General features: G+C 68.7%; 15 protein-coding genes. 11 read left to right on the top strand and 4 right to left on the bottom strand.

Annotation, left to right across the window (positions count from 1 at the left end; translation table 11 throughout):
• The first annotated feature begins 24 nt into the window (after nt 1–24).
• Nucleotides 25–2,880 (top strand): excinuclease ABC subunit UvrA, encoded by a 2,856-nt coding sequence (uvrA, locus tag AB0N89_RS10100; protein ID WP_364202555.1) that lies wholly within the window; start codon nt 25–27, stop codon nt 2,878–2,880.
• Nucleotides 2,881–2,947: 67 nt separating this feature from the next.
• On the opposite strand, the gene AB0N89_RS10095 is transcribed toward uvrA, so the two are convergent.
• Nucleotides 2,948–3,586, bottom strand: a complete 639-nt coding sequence (locus tag AB0N89_RS10095) for a fibronectin type III domain-containing protein (protein ID WP_364202552.1) — start codon at nt 3,584–3,586, stop codon at nt 2,948–2,950.
• Nucleotides 3,587–3,845: 259 nt separating this feature from the next.
• Here AB0N89_RS10095 and AB0N89_RS10090 point away from each other — a divergent pair, with 259 nt between their 5' ends.
• The 4 genes from AB0N89_RS10090 to AB0N89_RS10075 are packed head-to-tail and all read left to right on the top strand — an operon-like array spanning nt 3,846 to nt 6,289.
• Nucleotides 3,846–4,397: a sigma-70 family RNA polymerase sigma factor gene (locus AB0N89_RS10090; protein ID WP_364202822.1), complete on the top strand. Its 552-nt coding sequence runs from the start codon at nt 3,846–3,848 to the stop codon at nt 4,395–4,397.
• On the top strand, nt 4,394–5,104 hold the full coding sequence (locus AB0N89_RS10085) for a zf-HC2 domain-containing protein (RefSeq protein ID WP_364202550.1): 711 nt from the start codon (nt 4,394–4,396) through the stop codon (nt 5,102–5,104). Before AB0N89_RS10090 ends, AB0N89_RS10085 begins: the two co-directional genes overlap by 4 nt.
• Nucleotides 5,101–5,574: an SRPBCC family protein gene (locus AB0N89_RS10080; RefSeq protein ID WP_364202547.1), complete on the top strand. Its 474-nt coding sequence runs from the start codon at nt 5,101–5,103 to the stop codon at nt 5,572–5,574. The genes AB0N89_RS10085 and AB0N89_RS10080 overlap by 4 nt, the downstream gene beginning before the upstream one ends.
• A 10-nt stretch (nt 5,575–5,584) precedes the next feature.
• Nucleotides 5,585–6,289, top strand: a complete 705-nt coding sequence (locus AB0N89_RS10075; RefSeq protein WP_364202544.1) for a carbon-nitrogen hydrolase family protein — start codon at nt 5,585–5,587, stop codon at nt 6,287–6,289.
• Here AB0N89_RS10075 and AB0N89_RS10070 read toward each other — a convergent pair.
• Nucleotides 6,268–7,512 carry an MFS transporter gene (locus tag AB0N89_RS10070; protein ID WP_364202541.1) on the bottom strand — a complete coding sequence of 415 codons (1,245 nt, stop codon included), beginning with the start codon at nt 7,510–7,512 and terminating at the stop codon, nt 6,268–6,270. The two genes, AB0N89_RS10075 and AB0N89_RS10070, sit on opposite strands and share 22 nt — an antisense overlap.
• A gap of 93 nt (nt 7,513–7,605) precedes the next feature.
• On the opposite strand from AB0N89_RS10070, the gene AB0N89_RS10065 reads away from it, so the two are divergent.
• Nucleotides 7,606–8,007, top strand: coding sequence for a helix-turn-helix domain-containing protein (locus AB0N89_RS10065; RefSeq protein ID WP_364202538.1), 402 nt, complete (start codon nt 7,606–7,608; stop codon nt 8,005–8,007).
• On the opposite strand, the gene AB0N89_RS10060 is transcribed toward AB0N89_RS10065, so the two are convergent.
• Nucleotides 7,997–8,578 (bottom strand): DUF6000 family protein, encoded by a 582-nt coding sequence (locus AB0N89_RS10060; RefSeq protein WP_364202535.1) that lies wholly within the window; start codon nt 8,576–8,578, stop codon nt 7,997–7,999. The genes AB0N89_RS10065 and AB0N89_RS10060 overlap by 11 nt on opposite strands.
• A gap of 80 nt (nt 8,579–8,658) precedes the next feature.
• A complete protein-coding gene (locus tag AB0N89_RS10055; RefSeq protein WP_364202819.1) occupies nt 8,659–9,981 on the bottom strand; it encodes a cation:dicarboxylase symporter family transporter in 1,323 nt (440 codons plus the stop codon).
• A gap of 205 nt (nt 9,982–10,186) precedes the next feature.
• Between AB0N89_RS10055 and AB0N89_RS10050 the strand changes: the two genes are divergently transcribed.
• From AB0N89_RS10050 to AB0N89_RS10030, 5 genes are all read left to right on the top strand, one after another.
• Nucleotides 10,187–11,806, top strand: coding sequence for a sensor histidine kinase (locus AB0N89_RS10050; protein ID WP_364202532.1), 1,620 nt, complete (start codon nt 10,187–10,189; stop codon nt 11,804–11,806).
• Nucleotides 11,803–12,471, top strand: a complete 669-nt coding sequence (locus AB0N89_RS10045) for a response regulator (protein ID WP_364202529.1) — start codon at nt 11,803–11,805, stop codon at nt 12,469–12,471. Before AB0N89_RS10050 ends, AB0N89_RS10045 begins: the two co-directional genes overlap by 4 nt.
• Nucleotides 12,472–12,490: 19 nt before the next feature.
• Nucleotides 12,491–12,874, top strand: coding sequence for a MerR family transcriptional regulator (locus AB0N89_RS10040; protein ID WP_364202526.1), 384 nt, complete (start codon nt 12,491–12,493; stop codon nt 12,872–12,874).
• Between the two features lie 18 nt (nt 12,875–12,892).
• Entirely contained in the window at nt 12,893–13,843 is a 951-nt protein-coding gene (locus tag AB0N89_RS10035; protein WP_364202523.1) for a zinc-binding dehydrogenase, read from the top strand.
• A gap of 153 nt (nt 13,844–13,996) precedes the next feature.
• Nucleotides 13,997–14,545: a snapalysin family zinc-dependent metalloprotease gene (locus AB0N89_RS10030; protein WP_364202520.1), complete on the top strand. Its 549-nt coding sequence runs from the start codon at nt 13,997–13,999 to the stop codon at nt 14,543–14,545.
• Nucleotides 14,546–14,716 lie beyond the last annotated feature (171 nt).

Genomic DNA, 14,716 nt, shown 5'->3' with positions numbered 1-14,716 from the left:
AATGAAACCTGAAGGGACCCTGGCGTGGCTGATCGCCTCGTTGTTCGCGGCGCCCGCGAGCACAACCTCCGCGGCGTGGATCTCGACCTGCCCCGCGACAGCCTGATCGTGTTCACCGGTCTGTCCGGGTCCGGAAAGTCGAGCCTCGCCTTCGACACCATCTTCGCCGAAGGGCAGCGCCGCTACGTCGAGTCGCTGTCGGCGTACGCGCGCCAGTTCCTCGGCCAGATGGACAAGCCGGACGTCGACTTCATCGAGGGCCTGTCGCCCGCGGTGTCGATCGACCAGAAGTCCACCTCGCGCAACCCGCGTTCGACCGTGGGCACCATCACCGAGGTCTACGACTATCTGCGCCTGCTCTACGCCCGCGCCGGCAAGCCGCACTGCCCGCAGTGCGGCGAGGCGATCAGCAAGCAGACCCCGCAGCAGATCGTCGACCAGGTGCTCGCCATGGAGGAGGGCACCCGCTTCCAGGTGCTCGCGCCGGTCGTGCGCGGGCGCAAGGGGGAGTACCTCGACCTCTTCGAGAACCTGCAGCAGCAGGGTTACGCGCGTGTCGTGGTCGACGGGACGATCCACCCGCTCACCGACCCGCCGAAGCTGAAGAAGCAGGAAAAGCACCAGATCGCCGTCATCATCGACAGGCTTTCGGTGAAGACGAGCTCGCGGCAGCGGCTCACCGACTCGGTCGAGACGGCCTTGCGGCTGGCCGACGGCCTGATCGAGCTGGAGTTCGTCGACCTGCCGGAGAACGACCCGCACCGCGTGCGCGGCTTCTCCGAGAACCTCGCCTGCCCCAACGGCCACCCGCTGGCGATCGAGGACCTCGAGCCGCGCTCGTTCTCCTTCAACGCGCCTTACGGTGCCTGCCCCCAGTGCACCGGTATCGGCGTCCGCAAGGAGGTCGACCCGGAGCTCGTGGTCCCGGACGACGAGATGTCCCTCGGCGAGGGCGCCATCGCGCCGTGGGCGGGCGGCCAGAGCGCGGACTACTTCATCCGGCTCCTCGAATCGCTCTCGGAGACCATCGGCTTCCGGATGGACACCCCGTGGCGCAAGCTGCCGGCGAAGGTCCAGAAGGCCGTCCTGCACGGTGTCGACGAGCAGGTCCACGTCCGCTACAAGAACCGCTACGGCCGCCAGCGGTCGTACTACGCGAGCTTCGAGGGCGTCATCCCGTTCCTCGAGCGGCGCCAGGAGCAGACCGAGTCCGAGTACATGCGCGAGCGGTACGAGGGCTACATGCGCGAGGTGCCGTGCCCGGCCTGTCAGGGCACGCGGCTCAAGCCGGAGATCCTCGCGGTCACCCTGGAGCACAAGACGCAGGGCGACCGGTCGATCGCCGAGGTCTGCGCCCTCTCGATCGCGGAGGCGTCGCAGTTCCTCGACGAGCTGGAGCTCGGCAAGCGCGAGCAGGTCATCGCGGGCGCGGTGCTCAAGGAGATCCAGGCGCGCCTGCGCTTCCTCCTCGACGTCGGCCTGAACTACCTCTCGCTCGACCGCGCCTCCGGGACGCTGTCCGGCGGCGAGGCGCAGCGCATCCGGCTCGCCACGCAGATCGGTTCCGGTCTGGTCGGCGTGCTGTACGTGCTGGACGAGCCGTCGATCGGCCTGCACCAGCGGGACAACCACCGGCTGATCGAGACGCTGGTCCGGCTGCGCGACCTCGGCAACACGCTGATCGTCGTCGAGCACGACGAGGACACCATCCGCTCCAGCGACTGGGTGGTCGACATCGGCCCCGGCGCCGGTGAGCACGGTGGCCACATCGTCCACAGTGGACCGTACAAGAAGATCCTGCGGAACAAGGATTCGATCACCGGCGCGTACCTGTCGGGCCGCAGCAAGATCGAGGTCCCGGCGATCCGGCGCCCGATCGACAAGAAGCGTCAGCTGACCGTCGTCGGCGCGCGCGAGCACAACCTGCGCGGTCTCGACGTGTCGTTCCCGCTCGGCTGCCTGGTGTCGGTCACCGGTGTGTCGGGTTCCGGGAAGTCCACGCTGGTCAACGACATCCTCGCGACCGTGCTGGCGAACAAGCTCAACGGCGCTCGCCAGGTCCCGGGCCGTCACACCCGCGTGAACGGGCTGGCAGGCGTCGACAAGCTGGTCCGCGTCGACCAGTCGCCGATCGGCCGCACCCCGCGGTCCAACCCGGCGACGTACACCGGCGTCTGGGACCACGTGCGCAAGCTGTTCGCCGCGACCACCGAGGCGAAGGTGCGCGGCTACCAGCAGGGCCGGTTCTCCTTCAACGTCAAGGGCGGCCGGTGCGAAGCCTGCGCCGGTGACGGCACGATCAAGATCGAGATGAACTTCCTGCCGGACGTCTACGTCCCGTGCGAGGTCTGCAAGGGCGACCGGTACAACCGCGAGACCCTCGAAGTGCACTACAAGGGCAAGACCGTCTCCGACGTGCTGAACATGCCGATCGAGGAGGCTGCCGAGTTCTTCGAGCCGATCAAGGCGATCCACCGGCATCTGGCCACCCTGGTCGACGTCGGCCTCGGCTACGTCCGGCTCGGTCAGCCCGCGCCGACTCTGTCGGGCGGTGAGGCGCAGCGCGTCAAGCTCGCCAGCGAACTGCAGAAGCGGTCCACCGGCAAGACGGTCTACATCCTCGACGAGCCGACCACCGGTCTGCACTTCGAGGACATCAGCAAGCTGATCGGCGTGATCAACGGCCTGGTGGACAAGGGCAACACGGTGATCGTCATCGAGCACAACCTCGACGTCATCAAGACCTCGGACTGGATCATCGACATGGGTCCCGAGGGCGGTTCCGGTGGCGGCACCGTGATCGCGGAAGGCACGCCGGAGTACGTCGCTTCGGTGGAGGAGAGCTACACCGGTGAGTTCCTGAAGACCGTTCTCGTGTGAGTCTCGGTCAAGGGTGCCAAGTCCGTGAAGGCCTCCTTGAGGGACCCAGAGTCCCTCAAGGAGGCCTTCACGGACCGGCGCCCGTGGTCCGGTCCAACACCGGCGAAGCGGGCCCGTAGTAGAAGGCCCGCAGCCGGTAAGAGGCACCGTCCTCGCCCGGCATCGAGGCCAGCCCGGCCGACGTCGTCCCCGGATCCGCGACCTCGATCGGCACGAACCCGTCCGCGCCGGGTTTCTTGATCTCCACAAGGAAACCGTCCTCGTCGCTGGAGCGGTCCGCCCAGCTGAACCGCACCATCGACTCCGGCGCGGGCTCGGCCCGGAACGCCGCCGGAGCGGCCGAACGATCGCCCGTCCGCAAGGAGACGGCAGGTCCGGACGCGGCCGGGGTGGCGGCTCCGGAAGTCGTGACAGGGTTCGACGCGACGCCGTAAAAGGGCCGGATCCGGTAGTAGAACCGCGTTTCCGGCATGAGATCGGGATGGCGGTAGGTCGTCTGCCGCGGCGGCACGAAGTGCAGGATCGTGTACTCGCCGTGCGGATCGGTGGTGTATTCGACGATCCTGCCCGCGACGTTCGGGTCGTCGTCGGGCCAGCTCAGGTCGACGTTCACCGGATCCGTCAGCGTCGCGGTGAAACCGGGCTCCTCGCCGCATCCCGACACGAAAGCGACCGCCAGCAGAACGGCCGCGAGTTTCCTTGGCACGCCTCGTCCCTCCCGGGAATCAGGCGGCGGCGGAGTCCGGAGGCGTCAGCATACGAGCGCGTCCGGTGATCGACAAGACCCGGTTGAACCGCTTCCCCGTGCCGTCCGTGTGGGAGGCAAGAGGAGGCGGCCATGGAGAACCGAGGAGAGGCCGGTGCCGATGCACAGTTCGATCGCGGCGGGCGCCGAACGATCCACTCTGCCCCTGCGGGTTGCAGTACTGTCCTCGCCGACCCAGAAGACCGTCGGGAGGACGCGAGTGGCGATCGGAGGCTGGCGGCCCAAAAAGGCCAAAGGCGAGGACTTGGTCCGGCACTTGTACGCCGAACACGGGCGAAGCCTGCTGGCGTACGCGACAAGGCTGACCGGGGACCGCGCGGCCGCGGAGGACGTCGTGCAGGAAACCTTGGTCCGGGCGTGGAAACACGCCGAAAACCTGGAGAACGACGCGAAGGGATCGGTGCGGGGCTGGCTGCTCACGGTCGCCCGGAACATCATCACCGACCGCGCGCGGGCCAGGGCGGCGCGGCCGCCGGAGGTGCCGGAGCCCGAAGAGGGCGCGCCGACCCCGGCGGTGGAACGGGATCACGCGCAGAGCGTGGTGGACTCCATGGCCGTGCTCGGCGCGATGGACGGTCTCTCCCCGGAACATCGTGACGTCCTGGTGGAGATCTACTACCGGGGCCGGACGGTGGCCGAAGCGGCGCAGTCCCTGGGCGTGGCCCCGGGTACCGTTAAGTCGAGATCTTATTACGCGTTACGGGCGCTCAGAGCCGTGATGTCGGGAACCGGGAAGGAGGTGGCGCGATGAGCGCGGTGGGACACGACCAGGGCCAGCTCGCCGCCTACGTCCTCGGCGGGCTCACCCCGGCGGAAGCGGCCACGTTCGAGACGCATCTGGCGAGCTGCCCCGCGTGCCGTCGTGAGGTGCGCGAGCTCTCGGAACTGCACTATCACCTCGACGAGGTTCCGCCGGAGGCGTTCCTCGAAGGACCTCCCGACGGAGGCGACCTGCTCCTGCAGCGCACGCTGCGCCAGGTTCGCGAAGACGAAGGCACCCAGGTGCGCAAGCCGCGGCGAGCCCTGGCACTGGCCGGTGCTGCCGTGCTGGTCGTCGTGGCGCTGGGCGCGGGTGTGCTGGTCGGACGGCAGACGTCGCCCGAACCGTCGACGGTGGCCTTGCCGGTGCCGACGGCGACTGCCCCGGTCCCCGGCACCCGCGATCTCGCGGCGACCGACCGGGAGACGGGGGCACAGCTGGCGGTCCGGGTGATCCCGGCGATGGGCTGGGTCCGGCTTCACGCGAAGGCGGAAGGCGTCCGCGCGGGCGAGAAGTGTCAGCTCGTCGTGGTGACCAAGGGCGGCGAGCGGGTCAACGCGGGAAGCTGGCTGGTTTCCGCGAAGGGCGAACGCGAGGGCACCGGGATCGACGGTTCGGCGCTGGTCGCCCCCGACGACGTGGCCTCGGTCGACGTCGTGACCATGGACGGCCGGAACCTGGTGTCGGCGCAAGTATGACGGGCTCGCTCACGGGTCGCGGAGGCGGTTGGTACCGCTTCCGCGACACGTGGGTGCTTCCCGCCTCACCCCAGGCGGTCTTCGACGCCGTCGTCGACCTCGCCGCGTATCCGCTGTGGTGGCGCGACGTCCGTTCCGTCAGTCAGGTCGACGAGGACACCGCCGAACTCGTCTGCCGGTCCAGGTTGCCGTACGCGCTGACCGTGCGGATGCATCGCGACCGGCAGGACGAACGCGAGGGCCGGGTGCGGGTCCTGCTCAGCGGCGACCTCGAAGGGATGCTGGCGGGCGCGCTGACCCCGGTGGACGGCGGCACCCTGCTGGAGATCACCCAGGAGGTCGAAGCCCGGAAGTCGTTGCTGCGCAAGCTCGATCGCATCGCGAGGCCGGTCTTCCGGATCAATCACGCGCTCATGATGCGACGGGGGCAACACGGATTACGGGGGTATCTGGGGGCTTCGGCGGGCTAGGCTCCTGTTCATGCGTGTCGCTGTCATGCAGCCGTTCACCGTTCCCGCGGACCTCGCCGCGAACATCACGGAACACGCGAGGCTGCTGCGGAGCGCGGACGCCGACCTCTGCGTCTTTCCGGAGCTTTCCCTGACCGGCTTGGAGTTCGAGGCGCTCGCCGCCGATCCGGGCCTCTGGCTGACTGCGGACGACCCGCGCCTGGAACCGCTCCGGGAGGCTTGCCGGGCCTGTGGTGCGCACGCCGTCATCGGGCTTCCGCTGCTGGAGGACGGCCGGCGGCATATCGGCACGCTCGTACTCGGTCCCGGCGGCGAAACCGTTGCCACCTATGCGAAACGCAATCTCCACGACAGCGAAGAAGAGCTGTTCGAACCGGGCGCCCGGCAGGTGATCGTCGAGGTCGGCGGCAGGCGGCTCGGCCTCGCGATCTGCCTCGACGCCGCGAACCCGGGCCACGCCAGGGAACTGGCCGAGGCGGGCGCCGAGGTCTACGTCCTCAGCGCGCTGTTCGGTGAGGGGCAGGAACGACGGTTGCTCGACCAGGTCGGGGTCGCCGCCGGGCACGGGATGTGGGTCGTGCTCTCGCAGTACTCCGGCAAGACCGGCGGAATGGCCGCGTTCGGCGGCAGCGGGGTCTGGAAACCCGGAGGCGCCGTCGAGGTGCGCCTCGACGGCGAAGTCTCCGAGTGGGCCTACGCGACGATCACCTCCTGAGCTTTCCTCTCGCGCAGGGCGACAGCCGCGGCGAAGACAGCGAGAGCGAGCAGCCCGGTGCTCAACGCGTACGCGATCCGGTAGCCGCCGGTGAGTGCTTCGGGCATCGCGGTTCCATCGGCCAGGAGCGAACCGGTACGGGACGCGGCCGCCGTCGCGAGCACGGCGGTACCGATCGCCGCACCGATCTGCTGCGTGGTGTTGATCAGTCCCGAAGCGACTCCGGCGTCGGCAGGGGAGACGCCGGACATCGCCTGTCCCATCAGGGCGGGCATCGCGGCGCCGAATCCGGCGCCCATCAGGACGAGCGCGGGCAGGACGTCGGTCGCGTAGTTCCCGTCGGCCTCGACCGTGGCGAGCAGACCGAGCGCCAGCGCGACCAGCGACAGCCCGGTGACGAGCACCTTTCGTGCCCCGAAGCGGTGGTTCAGCCGCTCGGCGAAGACCAGCGACATCACCGCGATCGAGACCGGCGCCGGCAGGAAGGCGAATCCGGTGCCCAGCACGTCGAGCCGGAGCACCCGCTGCAGGTAGAGCGCGGTGATGAACTGGAAGCCGAACAGCCCGGCGACCATCAGGATCATCACCGTGTTCGCCCCGAGCACCGTCCGGACGCAGAAGATCCTCAACGGCACCAACGGTTCGCCCCGGCGCAGTCCCGTTCCGCGATCGGCTTCGAGCAGCCGGACGGCCAGCGCCAGCGCGACCACGCCGATCGGCAGGTTGACGAAGAACGTCCAGTGCCAGTCGAGCAGTTGCGTGAGGGTGCCGCCCGCGATGAGCCCGATCGACGAGCCCGCGGCCTGCGTGAAGCTGTAGACGCCGATCGCCTTCGCCCGCGCCCGGGGTTCCGGATAGAGCGTGGTGATCATGCCGAGCACGACGGCCGAAGCGAGCGCGCCGCCCGCGCCCTGCAGGAAACGGAACACGACGAGCTGCGTCTGGTCCCGGGCGACTCCGCAGAGCAGCGAAGCGAGGGTGAACACGCCGAGTCCGGTCATGAAGACCCGTTTCCGGCCGATCAGGTCGCCCAGTCTGCCGGACACGAGGAGCAGCCCGCCGAACGCGATCAAATAGGCGTTGACGACCCAGGCCAGGCTCGACGCAGTGAAGCCGAGGTCGTTCTGGATCGACGGCAGCGCGACGGCGACGATCGAGCCGTCGAGGACGACCATCAGCGAGACGGCGCAGAGCACGGCCAGAGCCAGGGCACGATGAGACATGGAGAGACCTTTCCCCAGGTGATGCCTTGGTGCATCACTTGTAACAGCGCCCATCTTGTGTGACTCTGTTCCGTGCCGGAAGGAGGCACTTTCATGTCCCAGGGGAACAGCGATGTGACCGCGCAGGCCCGCGTGGTGGACCCGGAGAAACTCGAGGTGTGCACCGTTCTCGAAGTGATCAACCGGATCAGCGGCAAGTGGGCGATCGGCATCCTGCTGGAGGCGACGCGCGGTCCGGTGCGGTTCACCGAACTGGAGCGGTCGGTCGAGGGGATCAGCAGGCGGATGCTCACGCTGACGTTGCGGAACCTCGAACGCGACGGCCTGCTCGTCCGTACCGTGTATCCGACAGTGCCGCCGAAGGTGGAGTACGAGGCCACGGAGATGGCGAAGGAGCTGTACGCGTCGCTGAGCGGGTTGCTGAGCTGGGCCGAGCGTCACCGCGAGTCGATCGCCGCGTCCCGTGTCGTCTACGACGAGAAGGTCAGTGCCTGACGTCGGCCGCGTGCACGGCCCGCTGGACGTGTGAGCACAGCAGGTCGAAGTACATCTTGTGGAACGGCAGGTCCGTGCTGTTCTTCGCGGACCAGCTCTCCCAGAGGCCGCCGGGACGCAGATAGCGTGAGGTGTAGGCCGTCCTGAGGTCGGCGTCGATGTGGTGCAGGGCCGCGAGCGCCCACTGCTGGTCGTAGCGCAGGTCCGGCCGCGCGAGGTACTGGTCCAGATAGGACACCAGGATCTCGGCGTCGGCGATCGTGCCGAACCGGGCGAGCGCGAAGCAGTAACCCTGTCCGGCGAAGACCATGCCGCTTTCCAGGAACAGGTCCCGGACGCGCTCGCGCCAGGCGGTGCGACGGTCGACGCCGATCAGCCAGGCCGCCGTGATCCGCGGCCGCCAGCCGTCGTCGAGCAGGGTTTCGAGATCCTCGTCGGTGATCCGGCGCGCGTCCTCGACGAGGCCGGTCAGGAAGGTCTCGCGTTCGGGGTCGCTCATCATCCCGGCGAAGTTGCCGTGCAGCAGTTTCGAGTACCGCGCGAGCACATAGCGGTCGATGGCGTCCGGCATACCCGGAGTTTCCCAGAAACGAAGAAACCGCGGTGCGAGGACGGGGGACCCTCGCACCGCGGTTTCACTCTTGCCGGGCGTTACGCGTTCGCCACGGCCTTCTCCCGTTCGCCGTCACGGTCCTCGTGGGGATCCGAGGCGTGATCGTCGATCAGGGTGGCTTCGTCGAACGGGGCCTGACCGCTGAAGACCCGGTTCGCCTGATCGCGGTCGAACTCCTTGGTCCACGTGCCGACCAGGACGGTCGCGACGGCGTTGCCCGCGAAGTTCGTCAGCGCGCGGGCCTCGGACATGAACCGGTCGATGCCGAGGATGAAGCCGACGCCGTCGACCAGTTCCGGCCGGTGCGACTGGAGGCCGCCGGCGAGGGTGGCGATGCCGGCGCCGCTCACGCCCGCCGCGCCCTTCGACGCGATGATCATGAACAGCAGTAAGGAGATCTGCTCGCCGACGCCCAGCGGCTGGTCCTGCGCGCTGGCGATGAACAGCGTCGCCATCGTGAGGTAGATGGCCGTGCCGTCGAGGTTGAACGAGTACCCGGTGGGCACGGTGATGCCGACGACGGGCTTGGAGACCCCGAGGTGCTCCATCTTCGCGATCAGGCGCGGCAGGGCCGATTCGGACGACGACGTCGAAAGGATCAGCAGGAATTCGCGGCCGAGATAACGGAGCAGCGTGAAGATGTTGACCCGCGCGCCGAGCCACAGGACCGAGCCGAGCACACCGAACACGAACACCAGGCAGGTCAGGTAGAAGCCGATCATGATGACGGCGAGGCTGCGCAGCGCGCCCCAGCCGGTTTCGCCGACCACGGCGGCGATCGCGCCGAACGCGCCCACCGGCGCGGCCCACATGATCATGGCGAGGATCCGGAACACCAGACGCTGGATGTGCTCGATGCCGCGGCGGATCGGCTCGCCCTTGGTGCCCAGCTTCTGCACGGCGAAGCCGGCGAGCAGCGCGACCAGCAGCGTCTGCAGCACCTGGCCTTCGGTGAACGCGGAGCCGAAGCTGGTCGGGATGATGCCGAGCAGGAAGTCGACGGTGCCCTCGGCGCCCTCGGCCTGCGTGTGCGCCTTCGCGGCGGCGGCCGGGTCGAGGTGCAGGCCCTGACCCGGGTGCAGCAGGTTGCCCACGACGAGGCCGATCGCGAGCGCGAAGGTCGACATCATCAGGAAGTAGCCGAGCGACAGCAACCCGACCTTGCCGACCTTCGCGGCCTTCGCCACCGACCCGATGCCGAGCACGATGGTGCAGAAGATGATGGGGGAGATCATCATCTTGATCAGGTTGACGAAGCCCGTGCCGAGCGGCTTGAGCTCCTTGGCCAGATCCGGCGCGGCGAACCCGACGATGACGCCGAGGAGGACCGCCGCGATCACGGCCAGGTACAGGTAATGCATCTTGTCGCGGCGTCGGGGCGCCGCTTCCGGCGTTGTAGGCACCTTTGCCTCCAGCTCAGGGGGTGTCCGTGGGATCGCCGGTCACTATCACCCGGGCAGGTGAGCTGGGTCACGGTTGTGTTCATTGAGTTCGCGCGGGTGGTTTCCGGGGAATTCCGGCCGGGCGCGCTGAGCGGCGCCGGCACCGGTGTGCTGGTATGAGCGGGTGCCCTCGACGACGCGGATCCGGACCAGGCGGGGCAGTCTCGCCCGTCAACTGCTGATTCTGCAGCTCGTCGTGCTTTTCGTGCTCGTCGCCGCGGGAGTGACCTTCGCCTATCTCGATTCGGTCCGGGCCACCGAAGACCGAGCGCGGGACAAGGTGACCGCGGTCGCCGAAGCGGTGGCGGACGCGCCCGGCGTGATCGCCGCACTGTCCACATCGGAGCCCACCCGGACTCTCCAGCCGTTCGCGCAGAGTGTCCGCGCGGACACGGAAGTGGATTTCGTGACCATCATGGACACGAACGGGATCCGCTACACCCACCCGAATCCGGAGCTGATCGGGCAGCTGTTCATCGGCAACATCGGCGAGGCGCAGCGCGGCGGCAAGGTCGTCGAGACCTACGCCGGTTCGCTCGGACCTTCCGAACGGGTGGTGGTCCCGGTGCACGGCGCCGCGGGACAGGTCGTCGCGCTGGTGTCGGTCGGCATCACCGTCGAAGCGATCGACGCCGAACTGCGCGAACGCCTGTGGCCGTTGATCGGGGTCGCGGTGGCGGTGCTGGTGGTCGGTGGGATCGGCAGTTATCTGGTCAGCGCCCGGCTCCGGCGGCAGACCAGGGGGATCGCGCCCGAGGAACTGAGCAACCTGTTCGAGTACCACGAAGCCGTCCTGCACTCCATGCGGGAAGGGCTGCTGCTCGTCGGCGGCGATGGGCGCGTGGTGCTGTGCAACGACGGCGCCCGCGCGCTGCTGGGCGTCGACGGCGATCCGGTCGGCCGGGAACTGTCCGCATTGGACATTCCCGAAGACCTCGTCGAAGCGTTCACGTCGGGGGAGGAGCGCACCGACGAACTCCACCTCACCGAAGCCAGGGTGCTCGTCGTCAGCACGGCACCGGTGCGCTCGCGCGGGGAGGCGATGGGCACCGTCGTGATCCTGCGCGACCACACGGAACTCCAGGCGCTGACCGGCGAACTGACCACGGTGCGCGGACTGGCCGAGGCACTGCGGTCGCAGGCGCACGAGGCGGCGAACCGGCTCCACACCGTCGTTTCGCTGGTCGAGATAGGCCGTCCCGAGCAGGCCATCGAGTTCGCGACCGAAGAACTCGCGCTGGCGCAGGAACTCACCGATCGCGTGGTCGGCGCGGTCGCCGAACCGGTGCTCGCGGCGTTGCTGCTGGGCAAGGCGGCCGAGGCGAGCGAGCGCGGCGTCGAGTTCACGATCACGCCCGACACCGTCATGGAGGACTCGGACACCGGCGTCCCGCCACGGGACCTGGTGACCATCCTCGGAAACCTGATCGACAACGGGATCGACGCGGCGGCGGGCAACGCCGGTGACGGCGGACGTCCCGGGGTCGAGGTCACCGTCCGGTCCGACGCCGAGGAACTGCTGCTGCGGGTCGCGGACACCGGGCCCGGTGTGGACGACGTCGAGGACGTCTTCCGGCGCGGCTGGTCCACCAAACCGGGGGACGGGCACGGGCTCGGCCTGGCGCTGGTGGGTCAGGCGGTGCGGCGGCACAGTGGGACGATCGACGTCGGCCGCGACGAGGGCGCGGTGTTCACCGTGCGTCTCCCGCTGAAGACGCAGTCGCCGAAGGAGCCGACACGATGATCAAGGTGCTGGTCGTCGAGGACGAACCGGTGGCAGCCGACGCGCATCGGGTGTACGTCGAGCGGATGCCGGGCTTTAGCGTGTCCGGGGTCGTCCATTCCGGCGCCGAGGCGTTGCGGTTCTGCGAACGCGAGCCGGTCGACCTGGTGCTGCTGGACTTCTACCTGCCGGACACGCACGGCCTCGCGGTCTGCCGGTCGCTGCGCGCGGCCGGCCTCCCGATCGACGTCATCGCGGTGACCTCGGCGCGTGATCTGGCGCTGGTCAAGGCGGCGGTGTCGGTCGGTGTGGTGCAGTACCTGCTGAAACCGTTCACTTTCGCTTCCCTGCGGGAGAAGTTGGAGCGCTACGCCGAGTTCCACGGCGCTTCGGGCGAGGTCTCCGGGCAGGCCGAGATCGACCGCGCGCTCGGCACGCTGCGCACGACCGAGCGGCAGGCGCTGCCGAAGGGGATGAGCGGGCAGACCCTGGAGGCGATCACCGAGGTCCTCGCCTCGGCCGCGGACGGCCTTTCCGCCGGGGCGGCCGCGACCGCGATCGGCGCCTCCCGCGTCACCGCGCGCCGCTATCTCGAGTACCTCGCCGACAACGGTCTCGCCCAGCGCGAGCCCCGCTACGGCCAGGTCGGCCGCCCCGAGGTCTGGTACAGACCGAAGACCGTATAACGACCTATACCGCGTCGCGATGACTACCGTGGACGGGGTGAAGATCGGCGAACTCGCGCGGAAGACCGGGGTCAGCGTCCGTGCGCTGCGCTACTACGAGGAAGAGGGCTTGATCAGCCCGGGCCGGGAAGGCAACGGCTACCGCGACTTCTGCGACGGCTCGGTCGAGGCCGTCCTCCAGATCCGAGGGATGCTCGACGCGGGACTGCCGACCAGGCTGATCCGCGAAGTCCTCCCGTATCTCGACGGACCCGGTGACGTCCGGCCGAAAGTGCCGTGCGAGTACATGATCGACGAGGTCGCGCGGCAGCGGGAGGTGCTCGATCGCCGGATCGCGCTCATGACCCGCAATCGCGACGCCCTCGACGCGTACCTCCGCGACTTGACCCTGACACAAACGTGAGGGTTTTAGCGTGCGGGCATGACTTCGATGCGCGCTCTGCGACAGGATTCCGCGAACGGTCCTGAAGATCTCCGCCTGATCACCGATGCCCCCGTTCCGGCTCCGGGACCAGGCGAAATCCTGATCGAGGTCGCCGCCGCCGGCGTCAACTTCGCCGACGTCATGCAGACGCGGGGCACGTACGAGGGCGGTCCGGAAGCGCCGTACATCGCCGGATTCGAGGCGGCCGGTGAGGTCGTGGCCGTGGGGGACGGCGTGACCGTGCCGGGGATCGGCGACCACGTCGTCGGGACCGGTGGCGGGGCCTTCGCCGAGTACGTGGTCATGCCCGCGGCCGGCGCGGTCCCGGTGCCCGATGGCTGGTCGGCCGAGCAGGCGATCGGGCTGGTCCTGAACTGGGTCACCGCGCTCGCCGCGCTCAAACCGCTGGGGCGGGTGGCCGCCGGTGAGACCGTGCTGGTGCAGGCGGCGGCCGGTGGGGTCGGCCAGGCCGCGGTCCGGCTGGCGAAGCACTACGGGGCCACCGTCATCGGAACCGCCTCGCCGGGCAAGCGCGACTTGGTGCGGGAGCTGGGCGCGGACCGCGTCCTCGGCTACGGCGTGGAGCCGGGAGCGGTGGACCTCGTGCTCGAATCGGTCGGCGGGGCGACGTTCGCCGCGAGTCTCGCCGCCGCGAAACGGGTCACCGGACGCGTCGTGGTCTACGGCGTCGCCGGGGGAGAGGTCGCGATCACCAACCGGGACTTGAACTTCCGGCACCAGATCCACCTGATCGGCCTGCATCTCGGCGTCCTGATCGAGCAAGCGCCGGCGGTCTTCGGGGAGCTGCTCGACGAACTGCGCGAGCTGATCGCCGCCGGTGTCTGCGCTCCGGGAACCCCTACGGTGTACGACCTCGCGGACGGGCCGAAGGCGCTCGCGGAACTGGAGGCGCGGGCGACCTCGGGCAAGCTCGTGCTGCGACCTTGAGCGCGACATCGTTGTATGCGGACATGCGCATGTCAATAGGTCGAAAGTGTTGGTAAATCACCAGCTGGCTGACGCGACGAAAGTCGGTGCCGAGTCGCGGCCGAGGCTCCTAAATTCACGAACCATTCCGTTGTCCTCACAAGGAGTGGGTCCATGGCAAGGAAGTTCTTCGTCTCCGCGTCCGTGAGCTTGGCGCTGCTCGCCGTCCCGGTGACCGCGGGCCAGGCCGCCGCGGTCGAGCCTGCTCAGTCGGCCGCGGCGGTGACCACGGTCTACTACGACGCCTCGGGAGCGCCCAGCTTCCGTGCCGCCATCCAGGCGGGCGCGGCGAACTGGAACAGCTCGGTGTCCAACGTGAAGCTCCAGGAGAGCTCGTCGGGGGCCACCCTGCGTTACACCGAAGGCAACGACCCCCGGGGTTCGTACGCCCAGACCGACGGCCACGGCAGTGGCACGATCTTCATCGACTACACGCAGGCTCAGCAGTACAACCAGACGCGGATCGCCGCGCACGAGACCGGCCACGCGCTCGGCCTGCCGGACAACTACCAGGGTCCGTGCTCCGAACTGATGTCCGGTGGCGGCCCCGGCCCGTCCTGCACCAACGCGAAGCCGAACGCCCAGGAAGTCTCGCGGGTGAACTCGCTGTGGGCCAACGGTTTGCTGTCGACCGGCACCATGCAGCGCATCTACAACTACTGACGCGCTCCGCTCCGTGAAGGCCTCCTTCCCTGCCCTCAAGGTAGGGAAGGAGGCCTTCACGGCGTTCTGGCCAGGGTAAGGCAAATGTGGCGTGTCGCCTCGCTCGTTACGTGCCGACCTTGGGTGTCGCGAAAGCCACTTTCGGGACGTCTGATGTCCTGAAAGTGGCTT

Source organism: Amycolatopsis sp. NPDC089917 (assembly GCF_040684635.1).
In the GTDB taxonomy this organism is placed as follows: domain Bacteria; phylum Actinomycetota; class Actinomycetes; order Mycobacteriales; family Pseudonocardiaceae; genus Amycolatopsis.
Note: the sequence above shows the minus strand (reverse complement) of the source record. Positions and strands in the feature narration are given on the sequence as shown.